Below are 14,208 nucleotides of genomic sequence, written 5' to 3' on the forward strand. Positions count from 1 at the left end.
TCAAATCGGCTGGCCAGACAATATATTCTCCAGGATTGATCCTGACTCTCCTCTTTCCTTGCGATACCAACGTAACCGCTGTATTGCCCGGAATGCAAAGCGAAGGAACTTCTGAGTTGAATTTGTAAATTATAATACACATGGGATTCCGCTCCTGGCTGAACATCTTCGCCAAGGATAATAGCTATGTTAAACTATACTGACGGACTACAGAGCAGTTGCTCGTTAGATTATAAAACATCAATCCCCGGCATCGGCGAGCAATGAGACGCTCGCTCAATTATTACCAACAAGAGCCATAGCGGCAGACCAATGTTATATGTACCTTATATTGCTATTTTAAAAAGTCTTCTTCTATCATCGCGTTATTTAAGAACACTCCGGTATTACTCCCTGATGATATAGCAAAAGGTACAGATCGAAGAGGATTGGTACTATCTCCACAGGCAAAGATATTATCTACAGTTGTTTTCTGAAACGCATCTACCTTGATAAGACCTTGTTCCGTCAATTCACAGCCCAATAATTCCGGGATTCTACAATGTTGCCTAAAGGGAGGTCTTGAATAGATAGTTTTTAATTGAAAAGTCGAACTATCTGAAAAGATTATTTCTTCAATCACTCCGTCTGTGTGTTGAAATGAGATAATCTCTCTTTCAACTATTGAAATATCATGTCTTCGGATTTCATCAGTTTGCTCTTGCGTCAGTTGAGATTTCCCATTGGTAAATATTGTCAAATCTTTTGTCCAATTACCTATGAGTCGGGCCAAATGAAATGCAGCATATCCATTTGCCAAAATACCCGTTTTTTGATTCCTTACTTCATATCCGTGGCAATAGGGACAATGAAGTACAGTAATTCCCCAACATTCAGAAAACCCTTTAATGTCTGGCATTGTATCTTCCAATCCTGTCGCAAAAACCAGTTTGTTTGCCGAGAATACTTTTCCTGAACGAGTAGAAATCTCAAAGCCATCATCCTTCCTTGTTCCATTAACGGCAAGGTCAGTTAAGAATTTTACGGTTTCGTATTTCAACACCTGCCCTCTTGCTTTATCCGCAATAACACTTGGCTTTTCTCCGTCTTGGGTAATGAAGTTGTGTGAATGAGGAGTTTGTCGGTTACAGGGCAAACCGCTATCAATAATTAAAACTCTTTTTAATGCTCGTCCCAAAGCCATTGCTGCAGAAAGTCCTGCGTAGCTTCCACCAACGATGATTACATCGAAGTTTTTGTCATCTCTCATTTCGTTAAAATTTAAAAATGATGTTAATGGAAAGGATAGAGCCAAACCTGATAAAGCCAGCCCGCCTTGTTTAATTAGTTCACGTCGTAATATTTTATTCCCCGTTTCCTCCGGTAACATCCGCTTGGCAACCTGAATATTCTTTATCATATACCCTTCTTAATCTCTTTTCGGTTATATACACTTTGTAACGCCTTCCAAGTCGAGCTGGCCTTGTTTACCAGTTCCCTATCAGTCTCTTATATCACCTAGACAATTACTATTGTACTTTCCCACTTCTCTGGTTTTCATGCCTGGAATATTCCATGATTAAGGGTATTCAAGGCGGCTTGAAGAATCATAATAATCCTGGGGGTTCGCAGACCTCACGTAGTCCAACTCTGAATTATGGTGTTTGAAACGACCATGGCAGCTTCTTCCCTAATTCAAATCCTCCCGGTCAACAGTCTTCCTACTGTATCCTTAAATGTGCTCCCTTAAAAACTCAAAAAAATCAGAACTGAACGATGTTCAAATATAAACAAATATTCCAATTTTGTCTCGAATAAAAATTGCTATTCCAAAATTATCACGGAACGACTTTATGGTTTGGAAGATGCCACCTTTTCACCTATTGATAATTCAGATGCTTGATGCACCGGCTTGGCAATTTTCTATAGAAAATTTCCTTTACAATTGGTTTTATTCTTGTTATGTATTACATTGAAATAACTTTTATCAAACAGGCTCTACAGTCATCTTTGCCTCATAAAATTTACAGATAGCAAATTTTTCATTCAAATGAGTTAGTAGAATCCAAGAAAAATACAGATATGAACATCGTTCACAAATCCGTAATAAAAGTGTATTTCCATCTACACCAATAGATTTTACCAGCGGTCATCATTAGCTACGGATACAAAATTGCGAAACGTCATTTCTGGCCAGCACTGCCAATTATATCGCCAGACCACACTAATAAAAATCCGTGGTTACGTCTGTGCCTGGTAAATATGACGGATAGAACCTGGATAAGCATCTTATTAAAACTTCTTAGTATATACAAAAAGAAACTGCCTCCCATTAAGAGAAAGAGCAATTCTGGGAAATTATCATCACAAGAACTTTAGTCGCAAAAATTAATTCTATTACTTTTTTAAGCACACGAGCATCAATACTTTCACCGAGGGGTCTTTCATTGCCATTGACATCGCAGTCCTTCTCCAAGGCAACCTCCGCAAAAACACTTTGACTAATAAACCAATCGAGTTCCGCAAGTAAAAGTAAGTGGGTAAAAAAATCCTGATCAGTTTGTCCTTGATACAGTAACGATCATGCGGGAGCGGGAAGCGGATGTTATACAATTATAAATCTACAAATTGGTATTAGCAAAACACTGAACGCTCGCAGATTGGATGTACCATATTCGGCCCCTGCTAGAACTGAGTTATGAAATCGTGCAGATAACTACAATAGCTTTGTATTTTCTGCTTCAACATACAGGTTCGGATCCCGAAAAGATTTAGAAATTAAAGTTCAAAATTGATAATAAATACTTGAAGATTGGTAATGTATTTACTCCCCGTAGATGGGATTACGAAGTATCATTTTTGATGAACAATCATCTTCTAAGTGGTCGAATAGTGATACTTGCTACCTCCGATAAGGATGCTACAGAAATATGGATATGGCGGAAGAGTGAAAGAGCTCAGTAAATATTCAAACTTCTAAACAGTTGGCGCTTTCTCTCATTCTGGGATTTAATACCGGTTCATTTTGTCTATACGGGATTTTCAAACTGACACTTCGAAATCGCTTCTGCACCAGAAAAATTGACCTTACACATCTTACTCTCAAAAAGATAGTATGGTCGCTTTAGCGACGCTGAAGAGATTAATTCATACGCACCAAATACTTTCAGGTAAAGACTATCAAGATCAAATTACAAAATGGTCTCTCAGGCCGTCTTAATGAAGAAGTTTAAACATATTTAGGTCCTGTCTGGCCATTTTCCTGAGCACTTCCATTACCGAGATTTGTGGAATGATCAACAGGAGTATAAGAACTACGACAAACATTTGAGAACCCTCGGTGTGATTCATTCGAAAGTTAAGATGATCGCGCAATGATAACCGGTGCATCCTCCTCAAATGGTTTTTTGGGCTTGTCGGAAAGAGATGCTGCGTGTTTTAAAATGACCCGGCGCAATCGCTCTTGATTTTCATCGCCCCAGGAACCGATGGCTTGAATTAAGGGAATGATTGATTTACCGAAGTCTGTGAGTCTGTATTCTACCTTGGGTGGCACGACCGGATAAATTTTCTTAGTGACCATTTCATGGTCTTCGAGTTCTTTCAGTTGAACATTTAGCACTCGTCTTGTAACGTCAGGGATTTTCCGTTGCAATTCGCTGGGACGGAGGTTGCCCTGGTGAATGAACCATAGTATACGGATTTTCCATTTGCCATAGAGTACTTCACCGACAAGGTCAAGTCCGCAGTTAAGAGTAGGGAGAGTCTTTTTTTCGTACATGATTACAAAAATACATCAAGTCTGATACTTGCGGTATAGGGATAAATTTATCCCTATACGATTCGTAAGTCCGTAATTGTTTGATGTTTATGTACACCTGAGATTTGCACAATAAAAAATCAATATGAAACAACAAATTAATTACAACAACGAGTTATCTGGTAAAATTGCACTGGTGACAGGTGGCACCAAAGGTGCCGGACAAGCCATCGCTACACGCTTAAAGGCCGCAGGTGCAACTGTGGTCATCACCGCAAGGAACAAACCTGATCACCCAGATACTGACCTGCATTTCATTGCTGCTGATCTGAGCCAGCCCGAAGGAGCAGCCAATGTCGCAAAGGAAATTCTGGATAAATATGGGAGGCTGGACATTCTGGTGAATAACCTGGGTTCTTCGACAACTCCTTCAGGTGGCTTTAATGCACTAACTGATAAAGATTGGGAATCAACTCTGCAGTCTAATTTACTTGCTCCTGTCCGAATGGATAGAGAATTTTTACCGCAAATGATCAATCAAAAAAGCGGGGTTATTATTCACATTGCTTCAATCCAGGGCATATTACCCCTGTATGATTCTACTTTACCCTATGCTGCTGCAAAAGCAGCATTAAGAAACTACAGTAAAAGTTTATCAAATGAAGTTACACCAAAAGGTGTTCGTGTGCTAACTGTTTCGCCAGGATGGATAAATACAACAGCATCAGTTGCATGGTTAGGCGAGATTGCAAGAAATGCAAATAGTACAGTTGAAGAAGCTCAGCAAGGTGTCATGCAGGCTTTGGGTGGAATACCGTACGGTAGACCCGCTGAGCCCGAAGAAGTCGCTGAACTTGTCGGGTTCTTAGTGTCACCGCGAGCAAATTACCTGAGTGGCACTGAGTACGTTATTGACGGAGGAACAGTCCCAACAATTTAAACATTATAAAAGAGTATAAAAATGAATTTACCTAAAGTAGTTACAGATCTGATAAAGGCGCAAAACAATTTGGTCAGCGAAGACTTTGCAAATTGTTTTTCTGAAACAGGAGTTATGATTGAAGAAGGGATGCCGTATACTGGAAGAATTCAGATCCAGGAGCTGATCGAAGAAACCAATAAGAAATATCGGTCTGTAATGAAACCTGTGGGTTATATAGAGGACGGCAACTCAAGTGTCTTGTCTGCAGAATGTTCAGGTACATTTCCAGGAAGCCCTGCTGTACTAAAATTTCATTTTGTTATTGTTGATGGGCAAATACAGCATCTAAAAGTAACAGGATGAGAAACCAGAGAGAGTGTATAATCTTTGTACACTCTCTTTAAAACACCCCTGATGTTATGGGTTATTGTGCAGCGATAGAAAGTCTGTAATCTGAAGAAAAAAGCATGGCATAGAAACTATCACGACACCCAATACGGTTTTCCTATTCATGACGACAATGAATTGCTCTGTCGTTTAGCAATGTAAATAAATCAGGCTGGGCTGAGTTGGAAAACGCTAAGGTCATTTTGAATTTGCAAAAAGAATTTGATTCGTTTCAGAATTAAACAGACCGGCGGAAGCCACTTGGGTTTTGGCCAGTATGTTTTTTGAAGAACTTGCTAAATACGAACTGATCGCTGAAGTTTAAAGTTTCAGCTATGTGGGCGATAGGCATTCCCGACTCATTGAGGAGCAGTTTTGCCTCTACTATTACCATGTCATCAATAAGGTTCCCCGCCGACTTACCCGTCAGTTCACGCGTTGCCGTGGTCAGATATTTTGGGGTGATATGTAACATGTCAGCATAAGCCTGAACACTTTTTTCTTCTTTGAACTTTTTCATTACAAGTTTGAGAAATTGATGCACAATCGATTCCTTTCGCGAACCGGATACAACGTATGGATTGCTCTCTATTTGATATAATGAGCCAACTTCTAAAATGAGTGCAGAAAAAAGGAATCGTAAAATATCATTGGCATAGAATGAATTTGTTTGCGCGAATCGCGCCTTTAATCCAAGTGAAGTAAGTTGTGCCACGATCAATTCAGCCTGATGTTGCTGGAGTGTCGCCACCGGGTTAATGATCCCTGATAGATAATCGAAACCACCCGCAGTCTTCGATGGTATTGCTGATCCTAGCAGGTAGTCATCCGAAAACAATAGGTTTTTTGCTCTGCAATCCCGGGTTACGCTTTCAAAATGACGTATCGTATTCGACGTGAACAACACAAGATCATTTTTTTTCAAGGTATAGTCTATCAAATTGATCTTCACCTTCACCTCTCCTTCCGTTATTAAATGGATCGAGTTATGATCCGACCTGTAAGGAGAGAGATAAGAAATGTCCATTTCTTCTGCATCGGTATCGAACACGTACAAGCCGTTGCTCGTGGTATTTATATCCAACCTGGATCTTAAAAGATCTATGGTCAACTGTTGAATATGCTGTTTTATTTTCTTCATTGACTGAACCAGGATGCTTGCTGATATTTATCAAAATACAACTCACTCAAATATAAAGACATAGACGCAGTTTGTCAAATGAATGGTGCTTGTGTAATAGCCCCGGTGAGGAAATCTGAACATATTTCAGTCGTATCCGGCCATTCTCCGGAGGTTCCCACTTCACGAGATTTGTTCTTTAACAAACAACATAAGCTATGAAACAGACAGTTAGTTACAACAACGAGTTATCCGGGAAATCGCTCTGGTAACGAGAGTTACCAAAGGCGCCGTACCAACATTTTTAAACAATAAATACAGACAATTATGAAATTACCCCAATTAGTAGATCGCTTTATTGCGGCTCACAACAGCTACGATAGCAAAAGTTTCGTAGACTGTTTCACAAGATCGGCCATTGTTCATGACGAAGGCAAAACCCATAAGGGTAAAGAAGAAATTGGAAAATGGATTGAACATTCGAATGAGGAGTATCGATCTTCGATGAAGCCTCTGAAGTATGAGGAGACAGGGGCAACCGGAGTGCTTACCGCAGAAGTATCTGGTACATTTCCTGGAAGCCCTATAGTACTGAAGTTTCATTTAACACTGAAAGATGACCTCATTGATGGATTAAAGGTAACTGGATAGAATTGCGGATTTTAAAACCCTGATTCCGATGACTTGAAACCGCCTGTTCCAGATAAACAGGTTTCGCAGATTATGCCGCATCCAAAGCAGCAGTAGCCGCATATACGCGTGGTTGGTCATGGGGATCTGGGTAAAAAGGAGTATCCGTGAATACTGTTCAACCAGGCTCTATAGACACAGAAATGAATCCTGATGGCACTGAATTTTCCGACAAGAATCAAACCTGGATTAGCGCTCGGCAGATATGTCAAGCCGAAGAAATTCCAGCGGTGGTTGCTTTTCTCGCGAGCGAAAAAGCCTCATTAAATATTCCTTCAATCCCAGCTAAAGGTTCACGGAGAGAGCCCGGAAGGTTACAAAACTTCAGATGTTCGGAAGACACTGGGTGTTCTGTCAACAAGCTGGTGTCTTTAAGAATTAGCCGAAAACTACGAACAAAAAAATAGGCGGTACAGTTTACTACAATAAAGATGACATCAGAAATTTACTGGAACAGGGATATTAGTATCAGAAAAATAAGCCGTCTCAAAAATATAGACGGCTTTTTTGCGCTATTATGCCTTATTACTCGTTTTTACGGACAACTAACACTAATTCCGATGTGCGAAAGTTCAGACAAGACGCCGGATGAAGAAAACTGGTAACTGGTCTTTTCACCGGTCAAACTCTATATACAGTTTTGTCAGTTCGGACAACTGTGTTTCCAAATCTTTGGTCATGGATACCAACAAGTTTTTGGACGGCTTCCCTTCCAGCGCATCCTGCAAAAGCTTATCCGAAAGATTGCTTTCATAGGACCGCTCGATCATTGACAGATATTGCCGGAAGGTAACGTCATTAAAAATCTGCCGGTCCCAGCCACCAGGGGTATTGTTGGCATAATCCTTCAGTTTCTGTTGCACCTTCCTTGACATGGCCTGGGTAGCACGATAGTGCGTCACAAAATTTTCGATCTCCTCCCTGGACTTCGCGTGAAACGTCTTCCGGTAGGTGAACCAGGCAATCAGCAAACTAAAAATGGCAATGGTTATCTCCATAAGAATCGCGACCGTCGGCCATTACCGACGCACACCGCAAAGCCAATCTACGGAATTTTGCTAAACAAAGAAACACAACTGCAATGTCACATACCATCTACTTTTTGTTTTCGGCATTATTTAAGAACTATAAAGGCTCGCGAATGGGCCTCTTCAAACAAAAACAATTTTAATGGTACTGGAGTACTGTTACATCGGAACACGCAACAAAAATGAATGCGCTGTCTATCATCTCTATTTGATGGAATATACGGGCATAATGCACAGGTGGCGGCAGGAGAGGACAATGCCACCTGTAAAATAAAAAAAGACCCTTGATAAATCAAGAGTCTTTTTCTTTGAGTCGGGAAGACACGATTTGAAAACGCTTACTAAATTACTATAAATCGAACATTTGATAGCCCATGGAATAGATACCCACCGATTTACTCACCTTTAAAGTAAAGAGCTTATTCAAAATTAAGAATCGTAATAGGATTATAAAAGAATATCAGTACTTATGGATGCCATGAAAACCCCATCCAAAAAAGATTTCAATTATCTATCTTCAAACCTGACAGCATTCAGAATTCTCTACTCCAATTTCAAAATACAGTAGTTAGTAGGGATTGTTATTATATTTTGCTTTTACAAACAACCTACCCCAAAATTTTATGTCCTATATCTAAATAATTCCCTGTTCGACGCGCCGGTGACCATTTTTAAGTGATCAATAACCTATTAAAGGTTTTTTTGAAATCTATAACACTCCAAACAATCATAACTACCACAAGAACCAGTCTGAGTTCATATAAACGATAATTTTACGAACGCATGAAGCGTCCAGGTAGTATGTAATCCAGCGGTAACGCGTATAATAAAGACTGCTGCGTATGTCTAAAAAATTACTATATTTAAGTCACCTGTAAGAAAAAACTTTCACTCCTGTCTGAGATTATGTTTGACATACTACGCCAACACATCGAAAATATCACTTCTTCTACTCTATCTGAAGAGGAGGCACTGATTATAAAAAATGCTTTCGTACAAAAAAGCTTACGTCGTAGGCAATTTCTGCTACACGAGGGAACCATATGCAAGTATATGGCGTTTGTCACTCGCGGAGCTTTACGCATATATTCCATCGACGACAAAGGAAACGAACACATTGTTCGGTTTGCATTGGAGGGTTGGTGGATCTGTGACCGGGAAAGCTTTTCACAACTGACGCCATCGCAATATAATATAGATGCGATCGAGGATTGCGACCTATTGGTTTCCACGAACGAACAGTTGAACCAGATGAAACAGTTATCGCCAACGTATATGAAGTTCACTTCAATCCTGGATGAACGGCATTATGCTGCTACCCACAGGCGGATACAGGCATACATCAGCTATACTGGCGAAGAACGGCTCCGTGACCTGATGAATACCTATCCACAGTTTCTGCTTCGCCTGCCTCAGAATATGATAGCTTCTTATCTTGGCCTCACTCCGGAAACGCTCAGTCGAGTGCGAAAACAATTAATGGAGAAATAATCGATTATTGGAGGCTTGACAAATGTCAAGTAAAATTCTTACCAAACCTCATTTCCAGCCCGAAGTTGCTGGTGCATTTTTGTGTTGTCAATCTGACAAACAAACACAACAATAACATCATGCAACTTAACAACAACTCCAAAGCCGGCCTCGGAGCCCTCCTGACCCCAAACAATTCTATATTGATCCTGATCGATCACCAACCCTTTCAGTTTGCGGGTCTTCGTAGTCATGATTCACAGAGCCTGATAAACAATGTGGTAACATTGGCAAAAACAGCCAAAGCTTTTGGCGTACCTACGCTGCTTACAACTGTCATAGCAGATCGCGGGGGGCATATCATCCCACAATTACAGGCCGTATTTCCCGATCAGCAGCCTATCGATCGCACTACCCTTAACACTTGGGAAGATACAAGAGTGATCGAGTGGGTCAAAGCTCAGGGAAAGAAAAAGATCATCATGGCTGGTTTGTGGACCGAGATATGCCTCGCCTTCCCTGCTATACAAGCAGCTGGTGAAGGATATGAAGTCTACGCTGTAACAGATGCTTCAGGCGGCGTCACTCGCGAATCGCATGATATGGCTGTACTTCGTATGGTTCAGGCGGGTGTAACTCCCATTACATCACGAGTGGTGGGTGCTGAACTCCAGCGTGACTGGGCAAGACTTGAAACTGTTGAAGCCTTCGCTGAAATCGTCAGCAATCATTTCGGTAATGTTGGAACAACTTTTATTTGGGAACAACAATTACTGAACACGCCTGTGCCTGAAAATCCTGGTGGTGGAATATGATCAAAACCTATAAATGATATGGCTGAAAGTAAGGCCAAAAAAGAACGTTCCTTAGCGTAGATTTTTTGGCCTTTTTTAGTTTCAATTTACAATGGTATTCTCTTGCTGGCTCAGTATCTGGTTAAACTCCAACCCCTCGCCGTCCGATCCTGGTATATGAAAGTATTTGCATCCGTGAGACCAAAATTCAGGAATAAAGGTTGTTCTTCCATAACAGGTATTCTTGCGACGCTAAATTGAGAAAAAGCTTCGTCTATGTTTTCGACGTCAAAAGCAATGTGATCAATATGTCCATCTTCCCTTTCACGAATTTCAATTATTGGGCTCGCTGGCAATTGGTATAATTCGATCATGATCCCGCCGTTTTGCATCATTAGGCAATTCCCTTCCTCACCTACTGACATGAATGAGGCATTCATGACTCTTTCAAATCCGAGATTCCGATCTTTCCAGACAGCATCAGGATTATTCGCATCCGGCTTTTTCACAAAAAGCATCTACAAAATGGAAGTGTCCAATGTCTACATTTCTTTTCCTAAGCCGCTCTAATCTGTGCTCAGCCGATAAGTCTGCGAATATTTTGGAAATAATTCCCAAAGAAGCGTTGGCTGAGCTTGGAGATATTTCAAGCGAGTTGTTAAAAACCGCAGGGCTTGCGGAAATGAATGAAAAACTAAAATCTTTTTGAGGCTCGCCATCGCCAACAAATTCTTCATCCCCCTGGTAGCAGAAACAGGCATAAAGGATACATCTTCGCTGTTGGACAACGAAAAAAAGCCAGCGTCTGACTGAATGAAATTAATTGTCTTTTTGTCTTAAAAACTATTTCAAACACCAAGATCGGAGTACCGTTTTTTCTCCACCTTCGCCTGAAGGTCTGGTTCTCCCTGGTTGTCTATGTCAGGGCCTAGGTCTATAAGCAGGCGTCTAATCACATATGCGATCTGCTTTATCAGAGTTCCTCGTGCATAGGTGCCACCACCCCAGGTTACAGAGCGATACCCGCCGAATTCATCAACCACATACCCCATCACATCAAAATACATAAAATAACGTTTCTTCAAACCTACAAATACCTCACGCCCACTTTCGGACTCATTAACATGATATATCTCATAATTGGTTTGATCAGAGTCTATTTCATCCAAAAGTGATCAGAAAGTGTATTTGCTTCTAATTCGATCAATAAGGTTTCCAACTCCACTACCGGCGCCATTCTTGTTCGGATGCCTTCAAGTTCATACATGAACGCTGTTTTCAAAGATACCCAAACGGTACCACCTGTGCTGTAGGATTGAGCCATGTCAAACAAAGTAATGGATCACTCCTTATGCTCAGGCTCTTCGTCTACCTGCAATTCTGCGATTGTTTTTTGTGCAGCTGCCAATCGCAACAACCGGTTCTTTGCGGTCATCTTGTGGGTGATATAATGCTCGATCCTATGGTGAAGCGGGATCAGCAGGGACGCGATGGCCACCATGATCAACAACATCAGCAATGGGGAATGATGAGTAAGGTTACCAAGAAAAGGATGGAGATATAAATTAATGAACTCGAAGAAGAGTAATAAACCCAGGATGCCAAGGAACCTGATCCATTTTTCGGTAACAATAACAGAACGGCTCAGCAATAAAAAGATCAACAAAAAACTGACAACGCCAATGCCGATAATTGCATATTGTATATTGGCCTTTCTTTCCTGGTCTGAAGCGAGTCGCTCTGATTCCAGTTGCTGTTGACGAACGGCTTCTTCAAAGTTCAGCAACTGCACCCGCCGCGCTTTTTCTTCGTTGAAAAGAGTGTCTTTTACAGCGATCATTTGTTGCATATAAACAAAAGCGCTATCAATAATGCGTTGCTCTTTGTAATAGTTCGCAAGAAAACTGCTTGCGTCCAGTACCTCAGGCATAAAACCTCCATTCTTTGCCACATTCAGCGAAAGTTTGGCGTAGTATTCAGTAGAATCATGTTGTCCTTTCAGTTTAAAATAATCAGCCATGCCAATTGCCACCGCACTGATACCGCCAACATGATCTATCTGTTTACAAAGAGGCATGCTGGCCCGGAAATAGCTGATTGCAATATCGGGCTGTTTCATTTTCATATAAATGTTCCCAAGGTTACACAGGGACAAGGCAGCGACATCGAGTCTCTTGATTTTAACCGAAAGGTCATTTGCAAGGGTTGTATAAATGCGGGCAGAATCCAGGATGTTTAGTTTTTCATAACTATCACCAAGATTCAGTTGGCTGATGCAGCGGCCATTGAGGTTGTTGGTCTTTTCCCAGATTACCAGGGATTTCTTGGTATACTCTACCGACTTCATTTCGTCGCCCAGTGCCGCATAAACATTGCCAAGATTGCTCGTCGCCCTCCCTTGCAACAGGTCGTCTGGAATCTCTTCCGCCATTTTCAACGCTTGCAGGTAATAGTCAAGGGATTTTGCATTATCGCCAATCGTCCAGAAAATATTGCCGATCGTATTGAGAGCCTTTGCTTCCTGTAAGCGGTTGCCGGCTTTCCTGCCCATATCCAGCGCCTGCTGTGCCAGCTTCAACGCAGTATCAGGCCGGCTTAAAGCATAGATCAATCCGAGTTCGTTGATCAGCTCGAAGCGGGCGGAATCTTTTCTTTCTTTAGAAAGTAATTGATTGAGACTGTCGATCTCCGATTGCTGCGAAGATGCGTTCAACACAGGGAAAAGGCTCAAAACAGCCAGGATAAGTTTTCTCATGGTCAGTTGGTTTGTGCAGTAGATGGCGTATTGGCTAAGATATTCAAAATTATGAAAATGCGGGCAGCACGACTTCGCCGGATAGTAAGAAAGGTAGCTCATCAGTCGGCTACTGATATCCGGTCACCGGTATCAACTGGAGATCATAGATTGAAAAGCGTATTCGGCTAAGAGTACTTAAGGCCAGCCACATAAGGGCGCAACCAAAGATCATCTTGCTTATCTGGCATCCTGCGAGGACCTCAGGTAAAATAATGTGTTGGTCTGTTATTGACTCTATCAAATTCGTGTCCTGCGCACAATGACCGGAAAAAGATGATACATGTCTATAAATAGCTCATACCGCAATTTCTCTTGGTCCTTCACGATAAACTTGTTTGCGTAAGTAATCAAAAATCTTTCTTTATCGGTGACAGAACTACCGTCAAATCATTCGATCCCAACACCCTTATACATTCCATCCATATCAACAACATTGTGCAACTATTTTAGATGTTCCTTGAATTTTTTCTGATCTATTGTCAGACTTTCCGTAAACTGTATCATTTCTTTCACGAATTCATACATATTACCTGGCTCAGTAAGTAACCTTTTCATTTCTTTTGGCATATCTGCCGGTAAATCAATCTCGGCTACAAGCTCTCTCAATGGCAACGGGATCGCCTTGAATTGCGTACGCATTATTTGTTCCATCATTTCCAATACAGCCGCATAGTCGTTGACGAGTTCATGAATATCAAATTTTTTACGTTTGGTCTTCTTCAGAAGACAGCTATATTTTTTGCATTGATTTTCTTTGATCCATTTTCTTGCAAATCATTAAGACTTACAAGGACTGATTGTTTTTGACATTCCAGTTGTCGGGAAGACAGGATTCGAACCTGCGACCCTCCCGGCTTAAAGCCGGGAGGCGCTATCAATGGCCATACGCTTATACAATAAAAAAAGACCCTTGATAAATCAAGAGTCTTTTTCTTTCAGTCGGGAAGACAGGATTCGAACCTGCGACCCTCCCGGCCTAAAGCCGGGATGCGCTATCAATAGCCATACGCTTATACAATAAAAAAAGACCCTTGATAAATCAAGAGTCTTTTTTTTCAGTCGGGAAGACAGGATTCGAACCTGCGACCCTCCCGGCTTAAAGCCAGGATGCGCTATCAATGGCCATGCGCTTATACAATAAAAAAAGACCCTTGATAAATCAAGAGTCTTTTTCTTTCAGTCGGGAAGACAGGATTCGAACCTGCGACCCTCCCGGCTTAAAGCCGGGATGCGCTATCAATGGCCATGCGCTTATACAATA

General features: G+C 41.3%; 16 protein-coding genes. 7 read left to right on the forward strand and 9 right to left on the reverse strand.

Annotated elements, in window-relative coordinates:
* Positions 1 to 334: 334 nt before the first annotated feature.
* Both LZZ85_RS27215 and LZZ85_RS27220 read right to left on the reverse strand, forming a co-directional pair.
* Positions 335 to 1,399, reverse strand: a complete 1,065-nt coding sequence (locus LZZ85_RS27215; RefSeq protein WP_237877079.1) for an NAD(P)/FAD-dependent oxidoreductase — start codon at positions 1,397 to 1,399, stop codon at positions 335 to 337.
* Positions 1,400 to 3,337: 1,938 nt separating this feature from the next.
* The gene (locus LZZ85_RS27220; RefSeq protein WP_237877081.1) at positions 3,338 to 3,760 is read right to left on the reverse strand and encodes a winged helix-turn-helix transcriptional regulator; all 423 of its coding nucleotides are present in this window, start codon (positions 3,758 to 3,760) and stop codon (positions 3,338 to 3,340) included.
* A gap of 124 nt (positions 3,761 to 3,884) precedes the next feature.
* On the opposite strand from LZZ85_RS27220, the gene LZZ85_RS27225 reads away from it, so the two are divergent.
* On the forward strand, positions 3,885 to 4,679 hold the full coding sequence (locus LZZ85_RS27225) for an SDR family oxidoreductase (RefSeq protein ID WP_237877083.1): 795 nt from the start codon (positions 3,885 to 3,887) through the stop codon (positions 4,677 to 4,679).
* A gap of 21 nt (positions 4,680 to 4,700) precedes the next feature.
* The gene (locus tag LZZ85_RS27230) at positions 4,701 to 5,024 is read left to right on the forward strand and encodes a nuclear transport factor 2-like protein (RefSeq protein ID WP_237877085.1); all 324 of its coding nucleotides are present in this window, start codon (positions 4,701 to 4,703) and stop codon (positions 5,022 to 5,024) included.
* Between the two features lie 262 nt (positions 5,025 to 5,286).
* Here the strand turns inward: LZZ85_RS27230 and LZZ85_RS27235 are convergent, their stop codons facing one another.
* Complete coding sequence (locus tag LZZ85_RS27235; protein ID WP_237877088.1) at positions 5,287 to 6,189, reverse strand: AraC family transcriptional regulator; 903 nt, start codon at positions 6,187 to 6,189, stop codon at positions 5,287 to 5,289.
* A 306-nt stretch (positions 6,190 to 6,495) separates the two neighbouring features.
* Here LZZ85_RS27235 and LZZ85_RS27240 point away from each other — a divergent pair, with 306 nt between their 5' ends.
* The gene (locus LZZ85_RS27240) at positions 6,496 to 6,819 is read left to right on the forward strand and encodes a nuclear transport factor 2 family protein (RefSeq protein WP_237877090.1); all 324 of its coding nucleotides are present in this window, start codon (positions 6,496 to 6,498) and stop codon (positions 6,817 to 6,819) included.
* Positions 6,820 to 6,965: 146 nt separating this feature from the next.
* Positions 6,966 to 7,265, forward strand: coding sequence for a Rossmann-fold NAD(P)-binding domain-containing protein (locus tag LZZ85_RS28895; RefSeq protein WP_432422782.1), 300 nt, complete (start codon positions 6,966 to 6,968; stop codon positions 7,263 to 7,265).
* Positions 7,266 to 7,472: 207 nt separating this feature from the next.
* Here the strand turns inward: LZZ85_RS28895 and LZZ85_RS27245 are convergent, their stop codons facing one another.
* On the reverse strand, positions 7,473 to 7,856 hold the full coding sequence (locus LZZ85_RS27245; RefSeq protein WP_237877092.1) for a hypothetical protein: 384 nt from the start codon (positions 7,854 to 7,856) through the stop codon (positions 7,473 to 7,475).
* Positions 7,857 to 8,792: 936 nt separating this feature from the next.
* Between LZZ85_RS27245 and LZZ85_RS27250 the strand changes: the two genes are divergently transcribed.
* Together LZZ85_RS27250 and LZZ85_RS27255 are read left to right on the forward strand one after the other, a co-directional pair.
* The gene (locus LZZ85_RS27250) at positions 8,793 to 9,377 is read left to right on the forward strand and encodes a Crp/Fnr family transcriptional regulator (protein ID WP_255724369.1); all 585 of its coding nucleotides are present in this window, start codon (positions 8,793 to 8,795) and stop codon (positions 9,375 to 9,377) included.
* 119 nt (positions 9,378 to 9,496) lie between these two features.
* Positions 9,497 to 10,171 carry a hydrolase gene (locus tag LZZ85_RS27255; RefSeq protein WP_237877096.1) on the forward strand — a complete coding sequence of 225 codons (675 nt, stop codon included), beginning with the start codon at positions 9,497 to 9,499 and terminating at the stop codon, positions 10,169 to 10,171.
* Between the two features lie 110 nt (positions 10,172 to 10,281).
* Here the strand turns inward: LZZ85_RS27255 and LZZ85_RS27260 are convergent, their stop codons facing one another.
* Positions 10,282 to 10,659, reverse strand: coding sequence for a VOC family protein (locus LZZ85_RS27260; RefSeq protein WP_237877099.1), 378 nt, complete (start codon positions 10,657 to 10,659; stop codon positions 10,282 to 10,284).
* Between the two features lie 29 nt (positions 10,660 to 10,688).
* On the opposite strand from LZZ85_RS27260, the gene LZZ85_RS27265 reads away from it, so the two are divergent.
* Positions 10,689 to 10,859, forward strand: coding sequence for a hypothetical protein (locus LZZ85_RS27265; protein WP_237877101.1), 171 nt, complete (start codon positions 10,689 to 10,691; stop codon positions 10,857 to 10,859).
* A 139-nt stretch (positions 10,860 to 10,998) separates the two neighbouring features.
* On the opposite strand, the gene LZZ85_RS27270 is transcribed toward LZZ85_RS27265, so the two are convergent.
* The 4 genes from LZZ85_RS27270 to LZZ85_RS27285 all read right to left on the reverse strand — a co-directional run bounded on the left by LZZ85_RS27270 (position 10,999) and on the right by LZZ85_RS27285 (position 13,586).
* Complete coding sequence (locus tag LZZ85_RS27270) at positions 10,999 to 11,235, reverse strand: hypothetical protein (protein ID WP_237877103.1); 237 nt, start codon at positions 11,233 to 11,235, stop codon at positions 10,999 to 11,001.
* A 71-nt stretch (positions 11,236 to 11,306) separates the two neighbouring features.
* Complete coding sequence (locus LZZ85_RS27275) at positions 11,307 to 11,474, reverse strand: hypothetical protein (RefSeq protein ID WP_237877105.1); 168 nt, start codon at positions 11,472 to 11,474, stop codon at positions 11,307 to 11,309.
* Positions 11,475 to 11,492: 18 nt separating this feature from the next.
* Positions 11,493 to 12,905 carry a tetratricopeptide repeat protein gene (locus tag LZZ85_RS27280; protein WP_237877106.1) on the reverse strand — a complete coding sequence of 471 codons (1,413 nt, stop codon included), beginning with the start codon at positions 12,903 to 12,905 and terminating at the stop codon, positions 11,493 to 11,495.
* Between the two features lie 483 nt (positions 12,906 to 13,388).
* Entirely contained in the window at positions 13,389 to 13,586 is a 198-nt protein-coding gene (locus LZZ85_RS27285; RefSeq protein ID WP_237877108.1) for a hypothetical protein, read from the reverse strand.
* Positions 13,587 to 14,208 lie beyond the last annotated feature (622 nt).

The organism is Terrimonas ginsenosidimutans (assembly GCF_022012415.1).
Classification (GTDB): domain Bacteria; phylum Bacteroidota; class Bacteroidia; order Chitinophagales; family Chitinophagaceae; genus Terrimonas_A; species Terrimonas_A ginsenosidimutans.

Bases quoted from the DNA above. Each gene is read 5' to 3' on its own strand.
- LZZ85_RS27285 (WP_237877108.1), bottom strand. From the start codon at position 13,586: ATGCGTACGCAATTCAAGGCGATCCCGTTGCCATTGAGAGAGCTTGTA.
- LZZ85_RS27280 (WP_237877106.1), bottom strand. From the start codon at position 12,905: ATGAGAAAACTTATCCTGGCTGTTTTGAGCCTTTTCCCTGTGTTGAAC.
- LZZ85_RS27250 (WP_255724369.1), top strand. From the start codon at position 8,793: ATGTTTGACATACTACGCCAACACATCGAAAATATCACTTCTTCTACT.
- LZZ85_RS27255 (WP_237877096.1), top strand. From the start codon at position 9,497: ATGCAACTTAACAACAACTCCAAAGCCGGCCTCGGAGCCCTCCTGACC.
- LZZ85_RS27275 (WP_237877105.1), bottom strand. From the start codon at position 11,474: ATGGCTCAATCCTACAGCACAGGTGGTACCGTTTGGGTATCTTTGAAA.
- LZZ85_RS27245 (WP_237877092.1), bottom strand. From the start codon at position 7,856: ATGGAGATAACCATTGCCATTTTTAGTTTGCTGATTGCCTGGTTCACC.
- LZZ85_RS27225 (WP_237877083.1), top strand. From the start codon at position 3,885: ATGAAACAACAAATTAATTACAACAACGAGTTATCTGGTAAAATTGCA.
- LZZ85_RS27230 (WP_237877085.1), top strand. From the start codon at position 4,701: ATGAATTTACCTAAAGTAGTTACAGATCTGATAAAGGCGCAAAACAAT.
- LZZ85_RS27240 (WP_237877090.1), top strand. From the start codon at position 6,496: ATGAAATTACCCCAATTAGTAGATCGCTTTATTGCGGCTCACAACAGC.
- LZZ85_RS27265 (WP_237877101.1), top strand. From the start codon at position 10,689: ATGTCTACATTTCTTTTCCTAAGCCGCTCTAATCTGTGCTCAGCCGAT.
- LZZ85_RS27215 (WP_237877079.1), bottom strand. From the start codon at position 1,399: ATGATAAAGAATATTCAGGTTGCCAAGCGGATGTTACCGGAGGAAACG.
- LZZ85_RS27235 (WP_237877088.1), bottom strand. From the start codon at position 6,189: ATGAAGAAAATAAAACAGCATATTCAACAGTTGACCATAGATCTTTTA.
- LZZ85_RS27220 (WP_237877081.1), bottom strand. From the start codon at position 3,760: ATGTACGAAAAAAAGACTCTCCCTACTCTTAACTGCGGACTTGACCTT.